The organism is Gordonia sp. i37, from assembly GCF_002043085.1.
GTDB lineage: Bacteria > Actinomycetota > Actinomycetes > Mycobacteriales > Mycobacteriaceae > Gordonia > Gordonia polyisoprenivorans.
The window spans coordinates 1-18,334 of record NZ_MVPX01000306.1 but is presented as its reverse complement, the minus strand read 5'-3'; the positions used below and the strand labels follow the sequence as shown (position 1 = coordinate 18,334).

General features: G+C 68.6%; 18 protein-coding genes and 1 pseudogene. 11 read left to right on the top strand and 8 right to left on the bottom strand.

Going from position 1 to position 18,334, the window contains the following annotated elements:
- Positions 1-484, bottom strand: a pseudogene (locus B1964_RS14855) (ATP-dependent helicase); the annotation flags it as partial.
- Between the two features lie 78 nt (positions 485-562).
- Between B1964_RS14855 and B1964_RS14850 the strand changes: the two are divergent.
- A complete protein-coding gene (locus B1964_RS14850; protein WP_079930320.1) occupies positions 563-1,960 on the top strand; it encodes a DUF2252 domain-containing protein in 1,398 nt (465 codons plus the stop codon).
- A 23-nt stretch (positions 1,961-1,983) separates the two neighbouring features.
- On the opposite strand, the gene B1964_RS14845 is transcribed toward B1964_RS14850, so the two are convergent.
- From B1964_RS14845 to B1964_RS14835, 3 genes are all read right to left on the bottom strand, one after another.
- A complete protein-coding gene (locus B1964_RS14845; protein ID WP_079930319.1) occupies positions 1,984-2,475 on the bottom strand; it encodes a carbonic anhydrase in 492 nt (163 codons plus the stop codon).
- A 106-nt stretch (positions 2,476-2,581) separates the two neighbouring features.
- The gene (locus B1964_RS14840; RefSeq protein ID WP_079930318.1) at positions 2,582-3,370 is read right to left on the bottom strand and encodes an isocitrate lyase/phosphoenolpyruvate mutase family protein; all 789 of its coding nucleotides are present in this window, start codon (positions 3,368-3,370) and stop codon (positions 2,582-2,584) included.
- Positions 3,357-4,322 carry an ABC transporter substrate-binding protein gene (locus B1964_RS14835; RefSeq protein WP_253194007.1) on the bottom strand — a complete coding sequence of 322 codons (966 nt, stop codon included), beginning with the start codon at positions 4,320-4,322 and terminating at the stop codon, positions 3,357-3,359. The genes B1964_RS14840 and B1964_RS14835 overlap by 14 nt, the downstream gene beginning before the upstream one ends.
- 351 nt (positions 4,323-4,673) lie before the next feature.
- Between B1964_RS14835 and ctaD the strand changes: the two genes are divergently transcribed.
- From ctaD to B1964_RS14815, 4 genes are all read left to right on the top strand, one after another.
- Complete coding sequence (gene ctaD, locus B1964_RS14830) at positions 4,674-6,443, top strand: cytochrome c oxidase subunit I (protein WP_079930316.1); 1,770 nt, start codon at positions 4,674-4,676, stop codon at positions 6,441-6,443.
- An 83-nt stretch (positions 6,444-6,526) separates the two neighbouring features.
- Complete coding sequence (serB, locus tag B1964_RS14825) at positions 6,527-7,744, top strand: phosphoserine phosphatase SerB (RefSeq protein WP_172398849.1); 1,218 nt, start codon at positions 6,527-6,529, stop codon at positions 7,742-7,744.
- On the top strand, positions 7,741-8,502 hold the full coding sequence (locus B1964_RS14820; RefSeq protein ID WP_079930314.1) for a peptidyl-tRNA hydrolase: 762 nt from the start codon (positions 7,741-7,743) through the stop codon (positions 8,500-8,502). The genes serB and B1964_RS14820 overlap by 4 nt, the downstream gene beginning before the upstream one ends.
- Positions 8,499-8,975: a cupin domain-containing protein gene (locus tag B1964_RS14815; RefSeq protein WP_079930313.1), complete on the top strand. Its 477-nt coding sequence runs from the start codon at positions 8,499-8,501 to the stop codon at positions 8,973-8,975. Before B1964_RS14820 ends, B1964_RS14815 begins: the two co-directional genes overlap by 4 nt.
- Positions 8,976-8,981: 6 nt before the next feature.
- On the opposite strand, the gene B1964_RS14810 is transcribed toward B1964_RS14815, so the two are convergent.
- Positions 8,982-9,971, bottom strand: coding sequence for an LLM class flavin-dependent oxidoreductase (locus B1964_RS14810; protein ID WP_006367589.1), 990 nt, complete (start codon positions 9,969-9,971; stop codon positions 8,982-8,984).
- Positions 9,972-10,149: 178 nt separating this feature from the next.
- On the opposite strand from B1964_RS14810, the gene B1964_RS14805 reads away from it, so the two are divergent.
- Together B1964_RS14805 and B1964_RS14800 are read left to right on the top strand one after the other, a co-directional pair.
- Entirely contained in the window at positions 10,150-11,016 is an 867-nt protein-coding gene (locus B1964_RS14805; protein WP_079930312.1) for an ABC transporter ATP-binding protein, read from the top strand.
- A 118-nt stretch (positions 11,017-11,134) separates the two neighbouring features.
- Positions 11,135-11,977, top strand: a complete 843-nt coding sequence (locus B1964_RS14800; protein WP_079930311.1) for an NUDIX hydrolase — start codon at positions 11,135-11,137, stop codon at positions 11,975-11,977.
- On the opposite strand, the gene B1964_RS14795 is transcribed toward B1964_RS14800, so the two are convergent.
- Positions 11,967-12,923, bottom strand: coding sequence for a zinc-binding alcohol dehydrogenase family protein (locus tag B1964_RS14795; protein WP_079930310.1), 957 nt, complete (start codon positions 12,921-12,923; stop codon positions 11,967-11,969). The two genes, B1964_RS14800 and B1964_RS14795, sit on opposite strands and share 11 nt — an antisense overlap.
- Before the next feature lie 78 nt (positions 12,924-13,001).
- Here B1964_RS14795 and B1964_RS14790 point away from each other — a divergent pair, with 78 nt between their 5' ends.
- Positions 13,002-13,643, top strand: a complete 642-nt coding sequence (locus B1964_RS14790; RefSeq protein ID WP_020170746.1) for a TetR/AcrR family transcriptional regulator C-terminal domain-containing protein — start codon at positions 13,002-13,004, stop codon at positions 13,641-13,643.
- 44 nt (positions 13,644-13,687) lie between these two features.
- Here B1964_RS14790 and ligD read toward each other — a convergent pair whose 3' ends face one another.
- Together ligD and B1964_RS14780 are read right to left on the bottom strand one after the other, a co-directional pair.
- Positions 13,688-14,677, bottom strand: coding sequence for a non-homologous end-joining DNA ligase (gene ligD / locus B1964_RS14785; protein ID WP_006367584.1), 990 nt, complete (start codon positions 14,675-14,677; stop codon positions 13,688-13,690).
- Positions 14,678-14,700: 23 nt separating this feature from the next.
- Positions 14,701-15,288 (bottom strand): TetR/AcrR family transcriptional regulator, encoded by a 588-nt coding sequence (locus B1964_RS14780; protein WP_079930309.1) that lies wholly within the window; start codon positions 15,286-15,288, stop codon positions 14,701-14,703.
- 143 nt (positions 15,289-15,431) lie between these two features.
- Here B1964_RS14780 and B1964_RS14775 point away from each other — a divergent pair, with 143 nt between their 5' ends.
- Genes B1964_RS14775 through B1964_RS14765 form a run of 3 tightly spaced genes read left to right on the top strand, consistent with a single transcriptional unit; the run spans position 15,432 to position 18,266 of the window.
- Complete coding sequence (locus B1964_RS14775) at positions 15,432-16,427, top strand: NAD-dependent epimerase/dehydratase family protein (RefSeq protein ID WP_079930308.1); 996 nt, start codon at positions 15,432-15,434, stop codon at positions 16,425-16,427.
- On the top strand, positions 16,420-17,208 hold the full coding sequence (locus tag B1964_RS14770; RefSeq protein WP_079930307.1) for an enoyl-CoA hydratase-related protein: 789 nt from the start codon (positions 16,420-16,422) through the stop codon (positions 17,206-17,208). Before B1964_RS14775 ends, B1964_RS14770 begins: the two co-directional genes overlap by 8 nt.
- Positions 17,209-17,231: 23 nt before the next feature.
- Complete coding sequence (locus tag B1964_RS14765; RefSeq protein ID WP_079930306.1) at positions 17,232-18,266, top strand: class I SAM-dependent methyltransferase; 1,035 nt, start codon at positions 17,232-17,234, stop codon at positions 18,264-18,266.
- The last annotated feature ends 68 nt before the right edge of the window (positions 18,267-18,334 follow it).

Genomic DNA, 18,334 nt, shown 5'->3' with positions numbered 1-18,334 from the left:
CCCCGCCGTTGTCGGCGAGCGCGCCCGGCGCGCCGCCGGTGACCACCGCACTCCAGGCACGCCACGCCGAGGTCGGCAACGGCGCCCAGCGGAACACCGTCTCGCCGGCGATGTCGGCCAGGGTGGGGGCGACCGCGCCGGCCCCGACGAAGCACCGGACCCCGTCGACGAGATGCCGATACCAGGCGATGTCGCCGGCGACGGGTAGCGATCGGGTGGCATCGAGGAACGAGACGGCAGAAGCCGTGCCCAGGGTCATCGTGGCGACGAAGTCGCGGCGGCCGGCGTCGTCGATGATGTCGATCTGGCGGCGGAAACGCTTGCCTGCCAACAGTGATCGCAGAGGATCGGGGAGCTCACCCGTGCGGGTGGCGTCCTCCCAGACCGCCAACCCCACACCCGGGCGCCACAGCGCATGCAATCCCGCCACCGACCCGCCCGGAGCCGACGGCTCGCCGGAGCGCGTCGCGAGGGTCGATGCCATGGCCTTCAGGGTAGTTCGCGGCCCCGACACGACCGCGAAACGGCTGCCGGCGGTGCCGACCTGCGAGAGACTTCAGGGATGACCAGCACCCACGACGCCCCGCAGACCCACGGTGAGGCGCTCGCCTCAGGCCCCACCGTCTATTCCGGTCAGGAACACTCGGTGGGCAAGGCCGCACGCAAGATCGTGCCTCGCCGAGCCCTCGGAGACTGGGACCCGTCGGCGCGCGGGCACGATGCGCTGCAGACCATCCTCGCGCAGAACGAGACGCGCGATCAGCGGCTCGTCCCCATCCGCCACGGCCGGATGGCGGCGTCACCGTGGACCTACTACCGCGGCGCCGCCGCGGTGATGGCCGCCGACCTCGGTTCCCGGCCGAACACCGGCATCACCGTCCAGCTCTGCGGCGACGCGCACGTCCTGAACTTCGGGCTGTGGAACACCCCGGAGCGAACGCTGGCCTTCGATCTGCGCGACTTCGACGAGACCCTGCCCGGCCCGTTCGAATGGGATGTGTTGCGCTTCCTGGCGAGCCTGGTGGTGCTGGCGCGGGACAACAACGTCGCCGACGCGGCCGCCACCGAGGCGGTTCGCGCCGGATTCCGCGGCTACCGCACGTGGATGCGCACCTACTCGGGGTGGCCGATCCTCGATGTGTGGGCCGAGAAGTTCTCGGTCGACGAGCTCACCGGCTACATCGCCACCCCGGCCAACGGGGCGCGCCTGGACAGCGTGATCGAGAAGCGGGCGCAGAAGCGGACCAGCCGGGGAGCATCGAAGAAACTCACCCACCTGGTCGACGGGCGCCGGATGATCAAGGAGGAGCCGCCCTATCGAGTGCACGCGTTGGCCGACTACACCGACGTCCTCAACGACGTGATCGTCGCGTATTACGCGTCGGTGCCGGAGAACGTCGCGGCACTGCTGCGCCGCTTCGACCTCGTCGACGCCGTGCAGCAGGTCGTCGGGGTGGGCAGTGTCGGGATGCGGGTGTTCCTGAATCTCGCCGAGGAGCACGAGACCGGCGACCCGTTGTTCTTCCAGATCAAACAGGCCGCGCCGTCGGTGTACGAGAAGGTGGTCGCGCCCAGCGTCTACGACCATCACGGCCAGCGGGTCGTCAACGGTCAGCGCCTGATCCAGAGCGCCTCGGACATGTTCCTGGGCTGGACGACAATCGGCGACTGGGAGTTTTACGTCCGGCAGTTCCGCGACGGCAAGGTCATCCCGGACGGTCCGACCGTGTCGCGCGCGCTGTCGCAGTTCGCCGCCGCGTGCGGCCACGTACTCGCGCGGGCCCATGCCCGTAGCGGAGACGCCCGCGCCATCGCCGACTACCTCGGCACCTCCGACAAGGTCGAGGAATCGGTGGTGCGTTTCGCGCACGCCTACGCCGACCAGACCGAGCGCGATCACGCACAATTGGCCGCCGCGGTCGCCGACGGGTCGATTCCGTCGGCGCCGGGCTGGCCCTGAGTACTCGGCGACGAGAGGGGACGTCAGTCGGTGACCTCGTTGAGTGTGCCGGTGGCCACGTCGAAGACGAATCCGCGCAGTGAACTGGTCTTGGTGACGAACGGGCTGTTGCGGATGCGCGTCAACGATTGCCGCACATCCTCCTCGACGTCGGGGAAGGACTCGGCCGCCCACGCCGGCTTCTGACCGATCTCGTTCTGGATGTCGCGCTTGAAGTCGTCGTCGGTGAACGTGAGCATGCCGCAGTCGGTGTGGTGGATCAGGATGATCTCGGTGGTGCCCAGCAGTCGCTGGCTGATGGCCAACGACCGGATCTCGTCGTCGGTGACGACGCCACCGGCGTTGCGGATGACATGCGCCTCACCCTCGTTGATGCCCAGCGCCCGGTAGACGTCGAGGCGGGCGTCCATGCAGGCGACGATCGCGACGTGGCGGCTCGGCGGCAGGGGCAGGGGACCGGAGAAGGTCTTGGCGTACTCGGCGTTGTTGGCGAGGTACTCGTCGGTGACAGTCATGTGTCCACGGTGCGCGCGATCACGCCCGGTGCGCGAGGGTTGCGATCACGACGGGCCGAACACATCGGCGTCGGCGCATGTGTTCGCGCCGATCCCCTCCGGCCGCTCACTGCCAGCGGGCCAGCAGGTCCTTCGATCGTGCGGCCAGATCGGCCTGCCAGAACGGACCGAAGCTGATCCGTCCGACGCCGAGCTCGGCCAGGTGCGTGAGCGAATCCTCGGCGGGCACGGCGATCGCGTTGACCGGCAACGGCAACGACGAGGTGAGCTCGCGCTGCACCGCGTCGGTGTGTCGGCCGACGGGGTAGAGGCTGCTCGCCCCGGCCTGCGCACAGAGCGTGAGACGTTCGATCGCGCGGGCCACGCGGTCGGTCTCGGCGCCGTCGGCACGTAGGAACAGGTCGGTGCGTGCGTTGATGACGACCGGGACACCCGCGGAGTCGGCGGCGGCGCGCAGCGCGCCCACGAGTTCGGCGTGCTCTCCGGCGGCGTGCAAACGTCCACCGTCGGCGTGCACGGTGTCCTCGATGTTCAGACCCACCGCTCCGGCGTCGAGTAGTCCGTCGATCAGTGCGGCCGGAGACCGGCCGTACCCCGACTCCACGTCCACAGACACCGGAAGGTCCACCGCTGCGGTGATCTGGCGTACGCGGGTCAGCAGTTCGTCGAAGGTCATGCCCTCGTGGTCGGCGCGACCGATCGAGTCGGCAACCGGATGGGAGCCGACGGTCAGCGCCGCGAACCCGGCGTCGGCGGCCAGGGTCGCCGACCACGCATCCCAGACGGTGGGCAGCACGACCGGGCTGCCGGGCACGTGCAAATCGAGCAGTGTGCGGGCGAGGGCCGCCGGGTCCGGGGTTGTGCTCGCCGAACCGGTCCCGTCAGGAATTGCCATTCAAGGAATCCTTCACGTCGTTGAGTACGAGCCACGCCGCAGCCAGACCTGTTCCGCTGTACCAGATCTCGTCGTTGACCGAGAGGACGCGCTTCCACGTGGGCGCGCCCATGTCGAGCCAGCGATCACTGAGCAGGACATGTTTGCCGTGATCGAGGCCGCCGTCGCCGTCGAACGACACGTAGATGAGGTCGGCGTCGGCGTCGGTGAAGTTCTTGTCGGTGACGGTGAAGCTGTCGGTGCCGCGCTGCGGGGCGGGGCGCTGCACGCCGATCATCGTCAGGATCTGGCCGGCGAAAGTGCCCGTGCCGGCGATGATCTCGGAGTCCTTGGTGAACCGGACGAGCGACACCTGGTTGTGGGCGGCGTCCATCCGCTTGCCGGTCTTGGAGGCCTCGTCGGTGAACTCCTGCAGCAGGCGGGTGCCGTCGGCGGAGCGGCCGAGGGCGTCGGCCACCGCCTGGAAGCGTTCCTGCCAGGTGCCGTCGGGGATGGCCGCGGTCTTGGTACCGGCGAAGGCCTGCGCCGATCCGGCCGTCGCCGGGGTGGTGAGCACGATGTCGGGGGCGGCGGTGCGCACCGCCGATGGATCGGGGGTGGTCCCGATCGCCGGAACGGACGTCAGTTGTGGTCCGAGGTAGGCGGGGATCGTGCCGGGGGCAGCGGTCACGGCGGTCACCTTGGTGCCGATGCCGAGGGCGCAGAGATCATCGAGCAGCGCCGGGTCGGTCACGACGATGCGCGCGGGGTCGGTGCGCGGGTCGGACGCGGTGGTCGGCGCCAGGCAGGTGCGCGAGTAGTCGCGGTCCGCGGAGACGACGTTGACCTCGGCGATACGCGTGGTCGAGGTGGAGATGGTCTTGCCGTCGGGGGTGGTCAGCAGCGGCTGATCGTCGGAGCAGGCACCGAGCACCACGGTTGCGACGCACACCAGCAGCGCCGAGGCGACCACGCCACGCCTGCTCGACCGACTCCGAACACCGTCTCCGGATCCGCGTACGACCCGGTCCTCACCGCCACCCTGCACCCGCCCAACCTAGCAGGGCCCGATCGGCACCCACCCGACCTTGCCGCCGGGGGGGCCGCGGGGCGTCGCGGGGCGGTCCCACGAGCCCGGCGCGTCGGCTCCGGCGTCGCAGCTGACCTGCGCCGATGATGCTCCCGAAAAATCAAGTACGACGGATCGTAGGACCCACTCGGCCGGGGTGGGTGCAAGGGTTTAGGATCGGTAACCAGCGCTCGGTTTGTTCATGTGCCGACCGGCGGAAATCGCATCCCGACCGGTCGGGCAAGAGGAGGATCTGTGACCGCGGTAGACCAGCCCACCACGCAAGTGGCACCAGTACGTCCGTACCCGGAGCGCCATCAGCCCAAGGGTTCGTTCATCTACAAGCTGATCACCACGACCGATCACAAGTTGATCGGCATGATGTACATCGTCGCCTGTTTCGCGTTCTTCCTCATCGGCGGTCTGATGGCCCTGCTGATGCGTGCGGAGTTGGCGCATCCGGGTATGCAGTTCCTGTCGACCGAGCAGTTCAACCAGCTGTTCACCATGCACGGCACGGTGATGCTGCTGATGTATGCGACTCCGATCGTCATCGGGTTCGCCAACTTCGTGCTGCCGCTGCAGATCGGTGCCCCCGACGTCGCCTTCCCGCGGCTCAACGCCTTCGGCTTCTGGCTGTTCGTGTTCGGTTCGACCGTCGCCATCGGTGGCTTCATCACCCCGGGCGGTGCGGCCGACTTCGGCTGGACCGCCTACACACCGCTCACCGACGCGATCCACTCGCCCGGCGTCGGCGCCGACCTGTGGATCATGGGCCTCGGCGTCTCCGGTCTGGGCACCATCCTCGGTGGCGTCAACATGGTGACCACCGTCGTGTGTCTGCGCGCCCCCGGTATGACGATGTTCCGGATGCCGATCTTCACCTGGAACATCCTGGTCACCACCATCCTGATCCTGCTGATCTTCCCGCTGCTGACCGCGGCCCTGCTCGGCCTCGAGGTCGACCGTCAGTTCGGCGCCCATCTCTACGACCCGGCCAACGGTGGTGTGATCCTCTGGCAGCACCTGTTCTGGTTCTTCGGTCACCCCGAGGTGTACGTCATCGCGCTGCCGTTCTTCGGCATCGTGTCGGAGATCTTCCCGGTCTTCTCCCGCAAGCCGCTGTTCGGCTACTCGGGTCTGGTGTACGCGACGCTGGCCATCGCCGCGCTGTCGGTGGCGGTGTGGGCTCACCACATGTACGTCACCGGCGCGGTCCTGCTGCCGTTCTTCTCCTTCATGACCTTCCTGATCGCGGTACCGACCGGTGTGAAGTTCTTCAACTGGATAGGCACCATGTGGAAGGGCCACATGACGTTCGAGACGCCGATGCTCTTCTCCGTCGGCTTCATCGTGACCTTCCTCTTCGGTGGTCTGACCGGTGTGCTGCTCGCCAGCCCGCCGCTGGACTTCCACCTCTCCGACAGTTACTTCGTCGTCGCGCACTTCCACTACGTGCTCTTCGGCACCATCGTGTTCGCGACCTACGCCGGCATCTACTTCTGGTTCCCCAAGATGACCGGACGCATGCTCGACGAGCGCCTGGGCAAGTGGCACTTCTGGCTGACCTTCATCGGCTTCCACACCACCTTCCTGGTGCAGCACTGGCTGGGTAACGAGGGCATGCCGCGTCGCTACGCCGACTACCTGCCCTCGGACGGCTTCACCACCCTCAACGAGATCTCCACGGCCGGCGCGTTCATCCTCGGACTGTCGACGCTGCCGTTCCTGTGGAACGTCTTCAAGAGCTACCGCTACGGCGAGGTCGTGACCGTCGACGATCCGTGGGGCTTCGGTAACTCCCTCGAATGGGCGACGAGCTGCCCGCCGCCGCGACACAACTTCACCGAGCTGCCCCGCATCCGTTCGGAGCGTCCGGCGTTCGAGCTGCACTATCCGCACATGATCGACCGGATGCGTGCCGAGGCGCACGTCGGCCCGGGTCACGGGCATGACAGCGAAAGCGCCGAACATGCCCGGCGTGACCCGCTCACCGTCGGCGACCACGAGTCCTCCGCCGACTGACGCGGCGCAGCGCGGTGGGCGACTCCCCGGATTCACACACCACTTCCGCACCCGGATCGGTTCACACCGCTCCGGGTGCGGTCGTGAAGGCGACCCTCCTCATCACCGTCACCGGACCCGATAAACCCGGTGTCACCTCGGTGCTCATGGGTGCGCTTGCCGGACAACAGGTTTCCCTGTTCGACGTCGAGCAGGTCGTCATCCATGATCGCCTGACACTCGGAGTGCTCGTCGCGTGCGACACCGACCCCGAGCAGGTGCAGGACGTCGTCGAGCAGGCGATGAGCTCGGTCGGGATGGATGTCCACGTCGAGGTTGGTGGACAGTCCGGTGGCCATCAGCCCTCGACACACGCCGTGGTGCTGCTCGGCAGCCCGGTGACCGCGCGCGCGTTCTCCGCGGTGGCAGCCGAACTCGCCGGGCAGGGCGGCAACATCGACTCGATCCGCGGGGTGGCCGACTATCCGCTCACCGGACTGGAATTGATGGTCAGCGTCGGTGGACGCAACGACGTCGCGGCCGACGCCGCACTGCGCAAGGGCCTTGCGCGGGTGGCCACCCGCTACGGCATCGACATCGCGGTCGAACGCGGGGGGCTCGCGCGACGCGCCAAGCGACTCATCGTCTTCGATGTGGACTCGACGCTCATCCAGGGCGAAGTCATCGAGATGCTCGCCGCCCATGCCGGTCGGGAGGCCGAGGTCGCGGCGGTGACCGAGGCGGCGATGCGCGGTGAACTGGATTTCGCGCAGTCCCTGCATCAACGGGTCGCCGCGCTCGCCGGTCTCGACGCGAGCGTTCTCGACGACGTCGCCTCGTCGCTGGAGCTGACGCCGGGAGCGCGCACCACGATTCGCACGCTGCACCGCCTGGGTTATCACTGCGGTGTGGTGTCCGGCGGGTTCCGGCAGGTCATCGACGGTCTCGCCCATGAGCTGGAACTCGATTTCGTCCGGGCCAACACCCTCGAGGTCGTCGACGGAACCCTCACCGGCCGGGTCGTCGGGGAGATCGTCGACCGGCCGGGCAAGGCCAGGGCGCTGCGGTCGTTCGCCGATCAGGTCGGGGTGCCGATGGAACAGACCATCGCCGTGGGCGACGGCGCCAACGACATCGACATGCTGTCGGTGGCCGGTCTCGGTATCGCGTTCAACGCCAAGCCCGCACTCCGTGAGGTCGCCGACGCCGCGCTCAGCCACCCGTTCCTCGACGCGGTGCTGTTCATTCTCGGCGTCACCCGCGACGAGATCGAGGCCGCCGACGCCGCCGACGGGGTGCTGCGCCGGGTTCCGCTGGAATGACCGACACATCGACCGACCCGGGCTCTGTCGTACCCGACCCGTTCGAGGACGATCACCGTCGGCTGACGGCTTATGTCGGCGGTCACGACGACCCGCCGGATCCCGCCGACGTGCTCGCCATGCAGATGGTGCTGCGCATCGAGAAGGCCGATCCCCCCGACCGCACCGAGCTGCTGGTGGCCGCCGCCCGTGCGGTGGCGCTGCTGTGCCTCGACGACCGATCCGGTGGCGACGGTCCGTGGTCGGCGCCGATGGACGCCTGGTGTGACGCGCGTATCCGCAAGATCGCGCGACGCGCCCGCGGTGCGCAGTGGGTTGCCGCGCAAGAGGTCTGGGGCCTCACCGCCACCGAAGGCGGCGCGCAGGCCCGCGCCCTGGTGCCCGGCCGGGTCGGCGACGTCGACAAGCGGATCTCCCGGTTGCAGATCGGTGGCACCGAGGTCGGCGGTGAACTGCCACCGGCGCCCGGCGGCCGCGGGGTGTGTCTGTGGCTGGACCCACGACTGGAGATGACGGTCGGCAAGTCGGCGGCCCAGGTGGGTCACGGCGCCATGCTCGCGGTGAAGCTCCTCGATGAGGCCACCGCCCGCGACTGGCGCGAGGCCGGGTGTCCGCTGATGGTGTGCGCCGCCGACGACTCCACCTGGACACGGCTGCTCGCCGCAGAACGTGCCGGTGAGGCGGTGGCCGTTCGGGATGCGGGCTTCACCGAGATCGCACCGGGGTCAGTGACCGTGATCGCGGAGGTAATCGAATGACGAAAGATCAAGCGGCATTACCGGAGTGGGCGCTACCGCTGAATCTGGCGCCTCACCCGGAGGGCGGCTGGTACGCCGAGACGTGGCGTAGTGAGCTGACGCTGCCCGCCGCGTCGCTGCCCGGATACGACGGTGACCGCGCCGCGGGCACCGCGATCTATTTCGTGCTGTTACCCGGTGAAGAATCGGCCTGGCACACCGTGCGCGGCGCGGAGATGTGGCTGTTTCACCGCGGTGCGCCGGTGGAACTCGATCTCGGCGGTGACGGTGCTGTGCCCCTCGGCGTCGGGCCCACCGGCATCGAGCACACCGAGACGATCGTGGTCGGACCCGACATCGGTGCCGGCCACCGACCGCAGGTACTCGTGCCGCCGGGGCACTGGCAGCGGGCGCGTGCCGTGGGAAACGAAGCGGCGCTGGTCAGTTGCGTCGTCGTACCCGGATTCGACTTCGCCGACTTCCGGCTGGCCTGACGGCGCTCAGCTCGCCGGGACCCGCGCCGGCGCCAGGTGCTCCAGCGTCTGCAGCCACACCTGCCGGTCGGGGGCGATCGACGCGACGATCACCTCGTCGGCGTCGGCATGTCCGGCGAACCAGTCGAGATACTCCCGCACCTCGTCCGGGGTTCCGACGCCGGAATACGTGAGCATCTCGTCGATCTGACGTCCCTGCGGCATCGACAGGATTGCATCGGCTTCCTCGTCGGTGAACTTTCGTCCGCCCCGGCCGAAGAGCGCGGTCACCCGATGCCGCTTGGCCTGGTGGAGCTGGTCGCGGGCGCGCTGCGGATCCTCGTCGGCGATGACGCAGGCCCCGGCGATCACATACGGCTCGGCGAGCTGCTCCGACGGCCGGAACTGCTCCCGATAGATCTGCACCGCCTGGGTGAGGGCGCCGGGCGCGAAATGCGAGGCGAAACCATAGGGCAGGCCGAGCGCCGCGGCGAGCTGCGCACCGAAGAGCGACGAACCGAGGATGTAGAGCGGCACGTCGGTACCGTTGCCCGGCGTCGCACTCACCCCGGGCACGCGCGAGTGCCCGGTGAGATAGCCCTGCAGTTCGAGAACGTCGTTCGGGAAGCGATCGGCGGCGGCCATGTCGCGGCGCAGGGCCGCGAACGTGTTCTGGTCACCACCGGGGGCGCGGCCCAGCCCGAGATCGATGCGACCGGGGTAGAGCTCGCCGAGGGTGCCGAACTGCTCGGCGATCGTCAACGGCGCGTGATTGGGCAGCATCACCCCGCCGGAGCCGAGCCGGATCGTGGAGGTGCGGGCCGCGATATGGGAGATCAGCACCGCAGGCGCCGACGATGCGATCGACGACATGTTGTGGTGTTCGGCGTACCAGATCCGTTCGTAACCCCACTTCTCGGCGCGGATGGCCATGTCGGTCGAGGCGGCCAACGATTGGCCCACGGTTTCTCCGGTGCCCACCTGGGCGAGGTCGAGGATCGAAAGAGGCACACTCATACCTTGATCAAGGTCGTCGGGCGGACGGCTATTCCCTTGCCCGATCCCGACTTTGGTCGTCTCGCGCACACATCGGCCGGTGACGCCGCGCCCGGCACGGCAGGTCCTCGGCGGACCCCGGCGCCAGGCGGACACGCATCGCGATGATGGTGCCCACGGGCGCGGTGAGTAGGGCACGATGGAGTCCGTGACCGCCAGCGATCCCGTGCCCGACGAGCCCACCTCCGACCCCGACCTGTTGATCGATTTCCGTGACGTCGCGGTCGTTCGCGGCGGAACGTCCCTGGTCGGTCCGGTCACCTGGCAGGTCGAACTCGACGAGCGCTGGGTCGTCCTCGGTCCCAACGGCGCCGGCAAGACCACCCTGCTGCGCATGGCCGCCGCCGAACTGCACCCGAGTTCCGGTATCGCCTTCGTGCTGGCCGAGCAACTCGGCAAGGTCGAGGTCCGCGAACTGTCCACGCGGATCGGCGTGGCCAGTGCGGCGCTGGCCGACCGCATCCCCGACGACGAGGTGGTCAGCGACGTCGTCATCTCCGCCGGCTATTCGGTCATCGGCCGGTGGCGGGAGACCTACGACGACGTCGATCGGGCACAGGCGCTCGAATCGCTGGAGTCGATGGGTGCCGAACACCTCGCCGATCGGGCCTTCGGCACCCTGTCGGAGGGTGAACGCAAGAGGGTCCTCATCGCCCGGGCGTTGATGACCGACCCCGAACTGCTGTTGCTCGACGAACCGGCTGCCGGACTCGACCTCGGCGGGCGTGAAGAGCTCGTCGAACGGCTCTCCGCGCTGGCCGCCGACCCCGACTCGCCGGCGATCGTGCTCATCACCCACCACGTCGAGGAGATCCCCGCCGGATTCACCCACGCCATGCTCCTGTCGGAGGGGGCCGTGGTGGAGCAGGGACTGCTGAACAAGGTGTTGACGAGCAAGAACCTGTCGACCGCGTTCCGCCAGCAGATCGCCTTGTCGAAGGTCGACGGCCGGTTCTTCGCCCGCCGGTCCCGCCGCGCCGGCGGACACCGACGTTCCGCCGGCTGACGAGGCGCCGCGGTCGATCGGGATCGGCCGCCCCTGGATGCGGTTGTGCCACGGCCCGGCGATAGTGTCGACGGGTGTCCCGGCACACACCTCGGCCGGGACGGGTTGGAGGTCTTCGATGGCAGGGACGTCGGCACCGCAGGCCGCGCCGTTACGTGACGCGGCGACCGTGGTGCTCGTGCGCGATGGCGGCAAGAACAGCGACGGTGGCGACAACAGCGGTGGCGGGATCGAGGTGTTCCTGCAGCGCCGCGTCAAGCAGATGGCGTTCGCCGGTGGTATGACGGTGTTCCCGGGCGGCGGGGTCGACCCCCGCGACAGCGACGCCGACCTCGCCTGGACCGGACCCGCGCCGCAGTGGTGGGCCGAACAGTTCTCCACCACAACCGAACTCGCGCAGGCTCTGGTCTGCGCCGCGGTACGCGAGACCTTCGAGGAATGCGGCGTGCTGCTCGCCTCGTCGGGCGAGGAGTTCCCCGACCCCGCGACGTTGCGTGACGACCGCGCCGCCCTCGTCGACAAATCCCTGTCGTTCGCCGGTTTCCTCCGCGCCCACGGCCTCACGTTGCGCGCCGACCTGCTGCGGCCGCTGGCGCACTGGATCACCCCGGTCAACGAGAAGCGCCGCTACGACACCCGTTTCTTTCTGGCGGCCGTCCCGCCCGGCCAGGAACCGGACGGTTCGACCACCGAGGCCGACGTCACCCGGTGGGCGAGTGCGCAGGACGCGATCGACGCGTGGTCGGCGGGCAAGCATTTCCTGCTGCCCCCGACGTGGGCGCAGTTGACGGAGGTGGCCCGATACGCGACCGTGGCCGATCTCCTCGACGCCGAGCGCGCCATCGAGCCGATAGAACCGGTGGTGAGCGCTGGAAAGGGCTTGTCGGGCTTGGCTTTCACCCGTTCCGACGACTATTTCGCCGGTCTCGGCGATCAGCTGCCACCCGACATCACCCTCTAGTCCCGATCGTCACGACCAGCCGGCCGGGCTCGGGGGAGTTCCACGCCTGCTCGACGTCGGCGAGCGCCGCGGTGCGGACATCGATCGGGAGCCCACCGGCGGCGGCGAGATCGAGCAGGGCGGGGAGTTCGGCGAATAACAGACGCGGGTCGATCGATCCACCACCCGAGCCCCAGATCGAGATCGGACGCGCGCGCAGGATGGCGGCGTCGAGGGTGATCGACCGGCCGGCCAGTGCGCCGATCTGGACGTAGTCCACGCTGGAGTGGCGTCCGGTGAGGCTGTGCGCCCGTAGGGCTTCCAGCGTCATCTCGGCGACCGGACCCCAGAGGTAATCGAGGATCACGTCGATCCCCTCGGCAAACGCCGCCGCCAGTCGCCCTCGGGGATCGTCGTCGAGTAGCGACACCGTCTGCACCCGCGAGTCTTCGGCGAGACGGGCCAGCACCGCGGCGTTGCGACCGACCGCGACGACGCGACCGGCGCCCAGGTGCAGGGCGATCCGGACGGCGAGAGTACCGGCGGTGCCGGTCGCTCCGAGAACTGCGACGGTGCCTCCTTGAGGGACACCGGATTTCACCAGCGGCATCCATGACGACATTGCGGGGTTGACCACGGCGGCGGCGGTCTCGCTCGATAGCGCATCGGGGATCGGCACCGCGAATCCCGCGGGCACCACTGTGCGTTCGGCGATGGTGCCGTATGGGTCGGGACATCCGCCGGTGTAGACGCGATGCCCGCCGAGTACGGCCACCCCGTCGACGCCGACGACGAAGGGGAGTTCGTCTCCCGAGGAGTAGTGCGCTCCGCCTGCGATGGAGCGCACGATCTGATGCACCCCGGCGGCGAGCATCTGCACCTCGACGTATCCGTCGGTGGCGACGGGAGTGTCGAGGTCGGCATACACCGGTGGGCGGGTGAGGTCGGTGACGAGAGCTGCTTTCATGAATTACTCCTTTGAACATTGTTCAAAACTTGCCTCTGTTAGGATGATTGAACATTGATCAAGAGTCAAGGGGGATCTGTGGCACGGACGCCGCTGAGCCGGGATGCGATCGTCGACGCCGCCTTCGAGCAGCTCGCGGAGACCGGCCTCGACGGGATCACGGCACGGGCGCTGGCCGGCCGATTGGGCGTGCGCGCCGGTGCGCTCTACTACCACGTCCGCGACATGACCGAGCTGACCGACGAGATGGCCACGCGCATCCTGCGGCGACTGCTCGACGAGCCGATCCCCGACGAGGCCGCCGCCGACTGGCGAGAATTGTTGCGGACCAGTGGACATCGCATCCGTACGACGCTGCTGTCCTACCGTGACGGGGCCAAGTTGGTCTCGGGAACCACGCTGCTCGACGACGATGCCCTGCGCCGACTCGAAGAACCGGTCCGGGTGCTGGCCGCCGCAGGCATGACACCGCTGGATGCGCAGCGAGCACTGGTCGCGCTCAACGCGTTGGTCACCGGGTATGTGATCGAAGAGCAGCACCGGCATCCGGTGCCGGGGGAGAATCGCATCACCGCCGAGGCCCGACGCGCCCGCCTCGACCCCGACGAGCAGCCCCTGCAATATGCGCTCAGCGAGGAGATGGCGACACTGCCGGTTGACACCTTCGACTGGGCGCTGGAGGCGCTCATCGCCGGAATCGGTGTGCGCGTGGGACTCTGAGCGGTCTGTGGTGTCCTCTCTGTGGTGTCACCCTTTGCGGAGTTCTACCCGTCGAGGTCGACGATGTCGGTGTCGTCGGTCGTGCCGCCCGCGGCGTCGTCGCGATCGGCCCACTCGAGGAGGTGATCGAGGCGATGGGCGACGTCGTCGATCTCGGCGTGCAGGTCACCGAGTTCGGCGAATCGTGCAGGCATCGTGGCGATGGTGAAATCGTCGGGCTCGACGTCGGCGATCTCGGCCCAGGTCACCGGCGCCGACACGGTCGCCCGCGGGTTGCCGCGCACCGAGTACGCCGCGGCCATCGTGTGGTCGCGGGCATTCTGGTTGTAATCGACGAACACCGCCGACGGGTCACGGTCCTTGCGCCACCAGGTGGTCGTCACGTCCGCGGGACAGCGACGCTCGACCTCTTTCGCGAATGCCAGTGCCGCACGGCGAACCTGGGGGAACCCCCATTCCGGGACGATCCGGACGTAGATGTGCAGCCCGCGCCCGCCGGAGGTCTTCGGGAACCCGCGGATGCCGAGTTCGTCGAGGACCTCGTGGACGACGCCGGCGACCCGGCGGATTCGTGCGAAGTCGCAGTCGGGCATCGGGTCGAGGTCGATTCGCCACTCGTCGGGCGATTCGGGGTCGGCACGACGGGAGTTCCACGGGTGGAACTCGACCGTCGACATCTGCACCGCCCAGATCACGCTGCCCAGTTCGGTGACGCACAATTCGTCGGCGGTGCGTCCGAACCGGGGGAACCACAGCTCGGTCGTCTCCACCCAGTCGGGAGCTCCGGCCGGAATCCGCTTCTGGTGCACCTTCTTTCCATCCACGCCTTTGGGAAAGCGGTGCAGCATGCACGGGCGCTCCAGCAGCGCGCGCACGATGCCGTCGCCGACGGAGAGGTAGTAGTGCGCGAGATCGAGTTTGGTCTCGCCGCGCTCGGAGAAATAGATGCGGTCGGGGCTCGACAGTCGGATGGTCCGTTCGCCGACGGTGAGCATCACCGGTTCCCCTGCATCGCTCGCTGCCGACGGGGCCATCGCCGCTCCTCTCGGGCCATGCGTCAGCCGACGTCGCGCCCTGATGTGCAGTCTGCCATCGCGGTGGCGTGGGCGACGACAGCGGCGCGTCTGCTCGCGGCGTCGTCGGGCCGCACCGGCAGTGTCTGCACCAGGGCGCTCAGCGTCCACCAGCCGACGACCAGCGAGATGACGCTGAAGAGCAGTTGTTCGGCCCCGGTGCGGTCCAGGCCGGGCACTACCGCTCGGAATCCGGCGATGTTCTTCGCGCACATCGGGTTTCGAGCGTCGATGCCGACCGCGGAGCCGAGTTCGAGGCTCTCGTAGGCCAAGAGCCGGGGCAGGTGCGGGCGCTCGGCGCACCGGTCGAACAGTGCTCCCGCGAAACGGCCGATCGCCTCGGGGCCGGCGCCAGCGGGATCGACCCCCTCGAGAAGGCTCGCCAATTCCCGGGTCAGCACCGCGGTGAACAGGCCGCGCTTGTCGCCGAAGTAGCGGTAGACCCGCTCCTTGTTCACCCCGGCGTCGCGACCGATTGCGTCGAGGCGTGCCCCGGCGAAGCCGTATGCGGCGAACTGCCGGGTGCCGGCGTCGAGTAGTCGGCGTCGCGTCGTCTCGGTGTCCCAGGCCACGAACGAACCATACCGACAGTCCAAACGATTGGTTGGAAACTGAGCGTTGTCGGGTTACGCTGCAATCTCCAAACGGATGTTTGGACATTGTTCGGTCGGGTGATGAGCGTCGGTCCGATGAGGGCCGGTCTGAGGAGAGTGCGATGCGAGCGTTGGTGATGGGTGCCCGCGGTGCGGTCGGTCGAGTGGTGGTCGAGGAGCTGCGTTCGCGCGGGCATGTGGTGACGCGGGCCGGGCGCGACGCCGGAAAGGATCTGATCGGGCTCGATCTGACTCGACTCGATTTGACTGCGCCGGAGGGGCTCCGGACGTTGGCGCACCTGTCGGCGGTGCACGACGTGGTGATCAATGCGTCCGGGGTGGAGACGCCGGCGCTGGCGCGTTACGGTGCTCCGGCCGTCGTCGAGATCTCGGCGACCTCGGCGTATCTGGCCGCGCTGCGCCGGGCGTTGTGCGAGGACGTCGGCGGGACCACCATGTCGGAGGCGTCGGTGGGTACGGTCGTGACCGGTGCGGGTCTCGTGCCCGGACTGAGCACCCTGCTGATCGCCGAGCTCGACACGGAGCCGGGCGATGACGTCGACCTCGGAGTCGTGTTGGGTACCGGGGAACACCACGGTGCGGCGGCTGTCGAGTGGACCGCCGGGCTGCTCGGTACCCCGGTTCATCACCCGCCCGAGGGATGCCGGATCGTCAATCTTCGGCAGTCCCGTCGGATCACGGAGCCCAGCGGTCGGCGCCGGCGCTACCTGCGGGCCGATTTCCCCGACCATGTCCTGCTCGCGGACCGGGGAGTCCGAGTGCGTAGTCACCTCGCACTGAGCAGCCGGAGTGCGACCGGCGCGCTCGCACTCGCCGGTCGGGTCCCCGCCCTCGGGATTCTCCTCGACCGCGTTCCGCACGTGGGCTCGGACGAATGGCTGGTGGTTGCGCAGAATCGTCGTACCGGGCGCAGCCGGGCCGCTCGTGGGCGCCGGCAGTCGTGGGCGACCGGTGTACTCACCGCGTTCGCCGCCGAACTCGTCGCCGGCGGTGCGGCGCGTGGTGCGGTGACGATGGCCGATCTCACCGACGCCGCCGCGGCGCAGGGACGGCTCGAACGGCCTGATCGTCAGACGGTAGCCTTCGACCATGGCTGAGTTCGTGACCCTGGAGACCTCCGACGACCATCCCGGTGTGGGCACCATCCTGCTCAACCGGCCACCGATGAATGCGCTGAACCGACAGGTCCAGTCCGAGCTGGCCGCCGCCGCCGCACAGGCCACCGACCGTGACGACATCAAGGCCGTCGTCGTCTACGGCGGTCCCAAGGTGCTCGCTGCGGGCGCCGACATCAAAGAGATGAACGACATGACCTATCCGGAGATGGCCAAGGTCGCCGGTCGCCTGCAGAGCGCGTTGGGGTCGATCTCGGAGATCCCCAAGCCCACGGTCGCCGCGATCGCCGGTTATGCGCTCGGCGGCGGTTTGGAGGTCGCGCTCGGCGCGGACCGACGTATCGCCGGCGACAACGCGAAGCTCGGCGTCCCCGAGGTCCTGCTGGGTGTCATCCCCGGTGGTGGCGGTACGCAGCGTTTGGCCCGTCTCGTCGGACCGGCGAAGGCCAAGGACATGATCTTCACCGGCCGGTTCGTCGGCGCCGACGAGGCGCTGCGGATCGGGCTCGTCGACGAGGTCGTGGCACCCGATGAGGTCTACAACGCGGCCCTGGCGTGGGCCGGCCAGTTCGCCAACGCGGCATCGGTGGCGCTGGCCGCCGGGAAGAAGGCCGTCGACCAGGGGCTGGGAGTGGACCTGGCGACCGGGCTGAAGATCGAGGAACAACTGTTCGCGGCGCTCTTCGCCACCGAGGACCGCAAGATCGGAATGGAGTCGTTCGTGGAGAACGGCCCGGGGAAGGCCCGGTTCACGGGTAAGTGAGCCGCGCAGAGGGAGAGGGACACATGACGACCACCGAGAACGAGCCGGAGACGGACAACGAGACTGGCGCCGGGTCGCCGGTCGATCCGGCGCCCAACCCGCACGCCAGCGCCGAGGAGGTCGCGGCGGCGCTGACCGACACCAAGCTCGCGCAGGTGCTCTATCACGACTGGGAGGCCGAGACCTACGACGAGAAGTGGTCGATCAGCTTCGACGAACGCTGCATCGACTATGCGCGCGGCCGGTTCGACGCGGTGCCGGCGGCGAGTGATGCTGCCGCCGGGAGCGCAGCGAGCGGGCTGCCCTATGGGCGGGCGATGGAACTCGGTTGCGGCACCGGCTTTTTCCTGCTGAACCTCATGCAGTCCGGGGTGGCCGAGAAGGGGTCGGTCACCGACCTGTCGCCGGGCATGGTGAAGGTGGCGCTGCGCAACGCCGAGAACCTCGGACTCGAGGTCGACGGCCGGGTCGCCGATGCCGAGAAGATCCCCTACGACGACAACACCTTCGACCTCGTCGTCGGACACGCTGTGCTGCACCACATTCCGGACGTCGAGCAGGCGTTGCGTGAGGTGTTGCGGGTGCTCAAGCCGGGTGGGCGGTTCGTCTTCGCCGGTGAGCCGTCGACGATCGGTGACTTCTACGCCCGGTGGATGAGCCGGGCCACCTGGTATCTGACCACGAATCTCACCAAGCTCGGTCCGCTGCAGTCGTGGCGCCGCCCGCAGGAGGAGCTCGATGAGTCCTCGCGCGCCGCCGCGCTCGAGGCCGTCGTCGACATCCACACCTTCGATCCCGACGAGCTGGCGGGCATCGCCCGGTCGGCGGGAGCGTCGTCGGTGCAGACCGCGACCGAGGAGTTCGCCGCGGCGATGCTCGGCTGGCCGGTCCGTACGTTCGAGGCCGCGGTGCCGCCGGGCAAACTCGGTTGGGCCTGGGCCGGTTTCGCGTTCGGCTCGTGGAAGCGCCTGACGTGGCTCGACGAGAACGTCCTGCGCAAGGTCGTGCCGCCGAAGTTCTTCTACAACGTCGTGGTGAGTGGGTACAAGCCCAGTTAGCCCCAATACCGTTCAGTTAAGCGGGTCGGTTGTGTAGATCGGTGACTGTGTCGGTTGCGGCCAGGAGG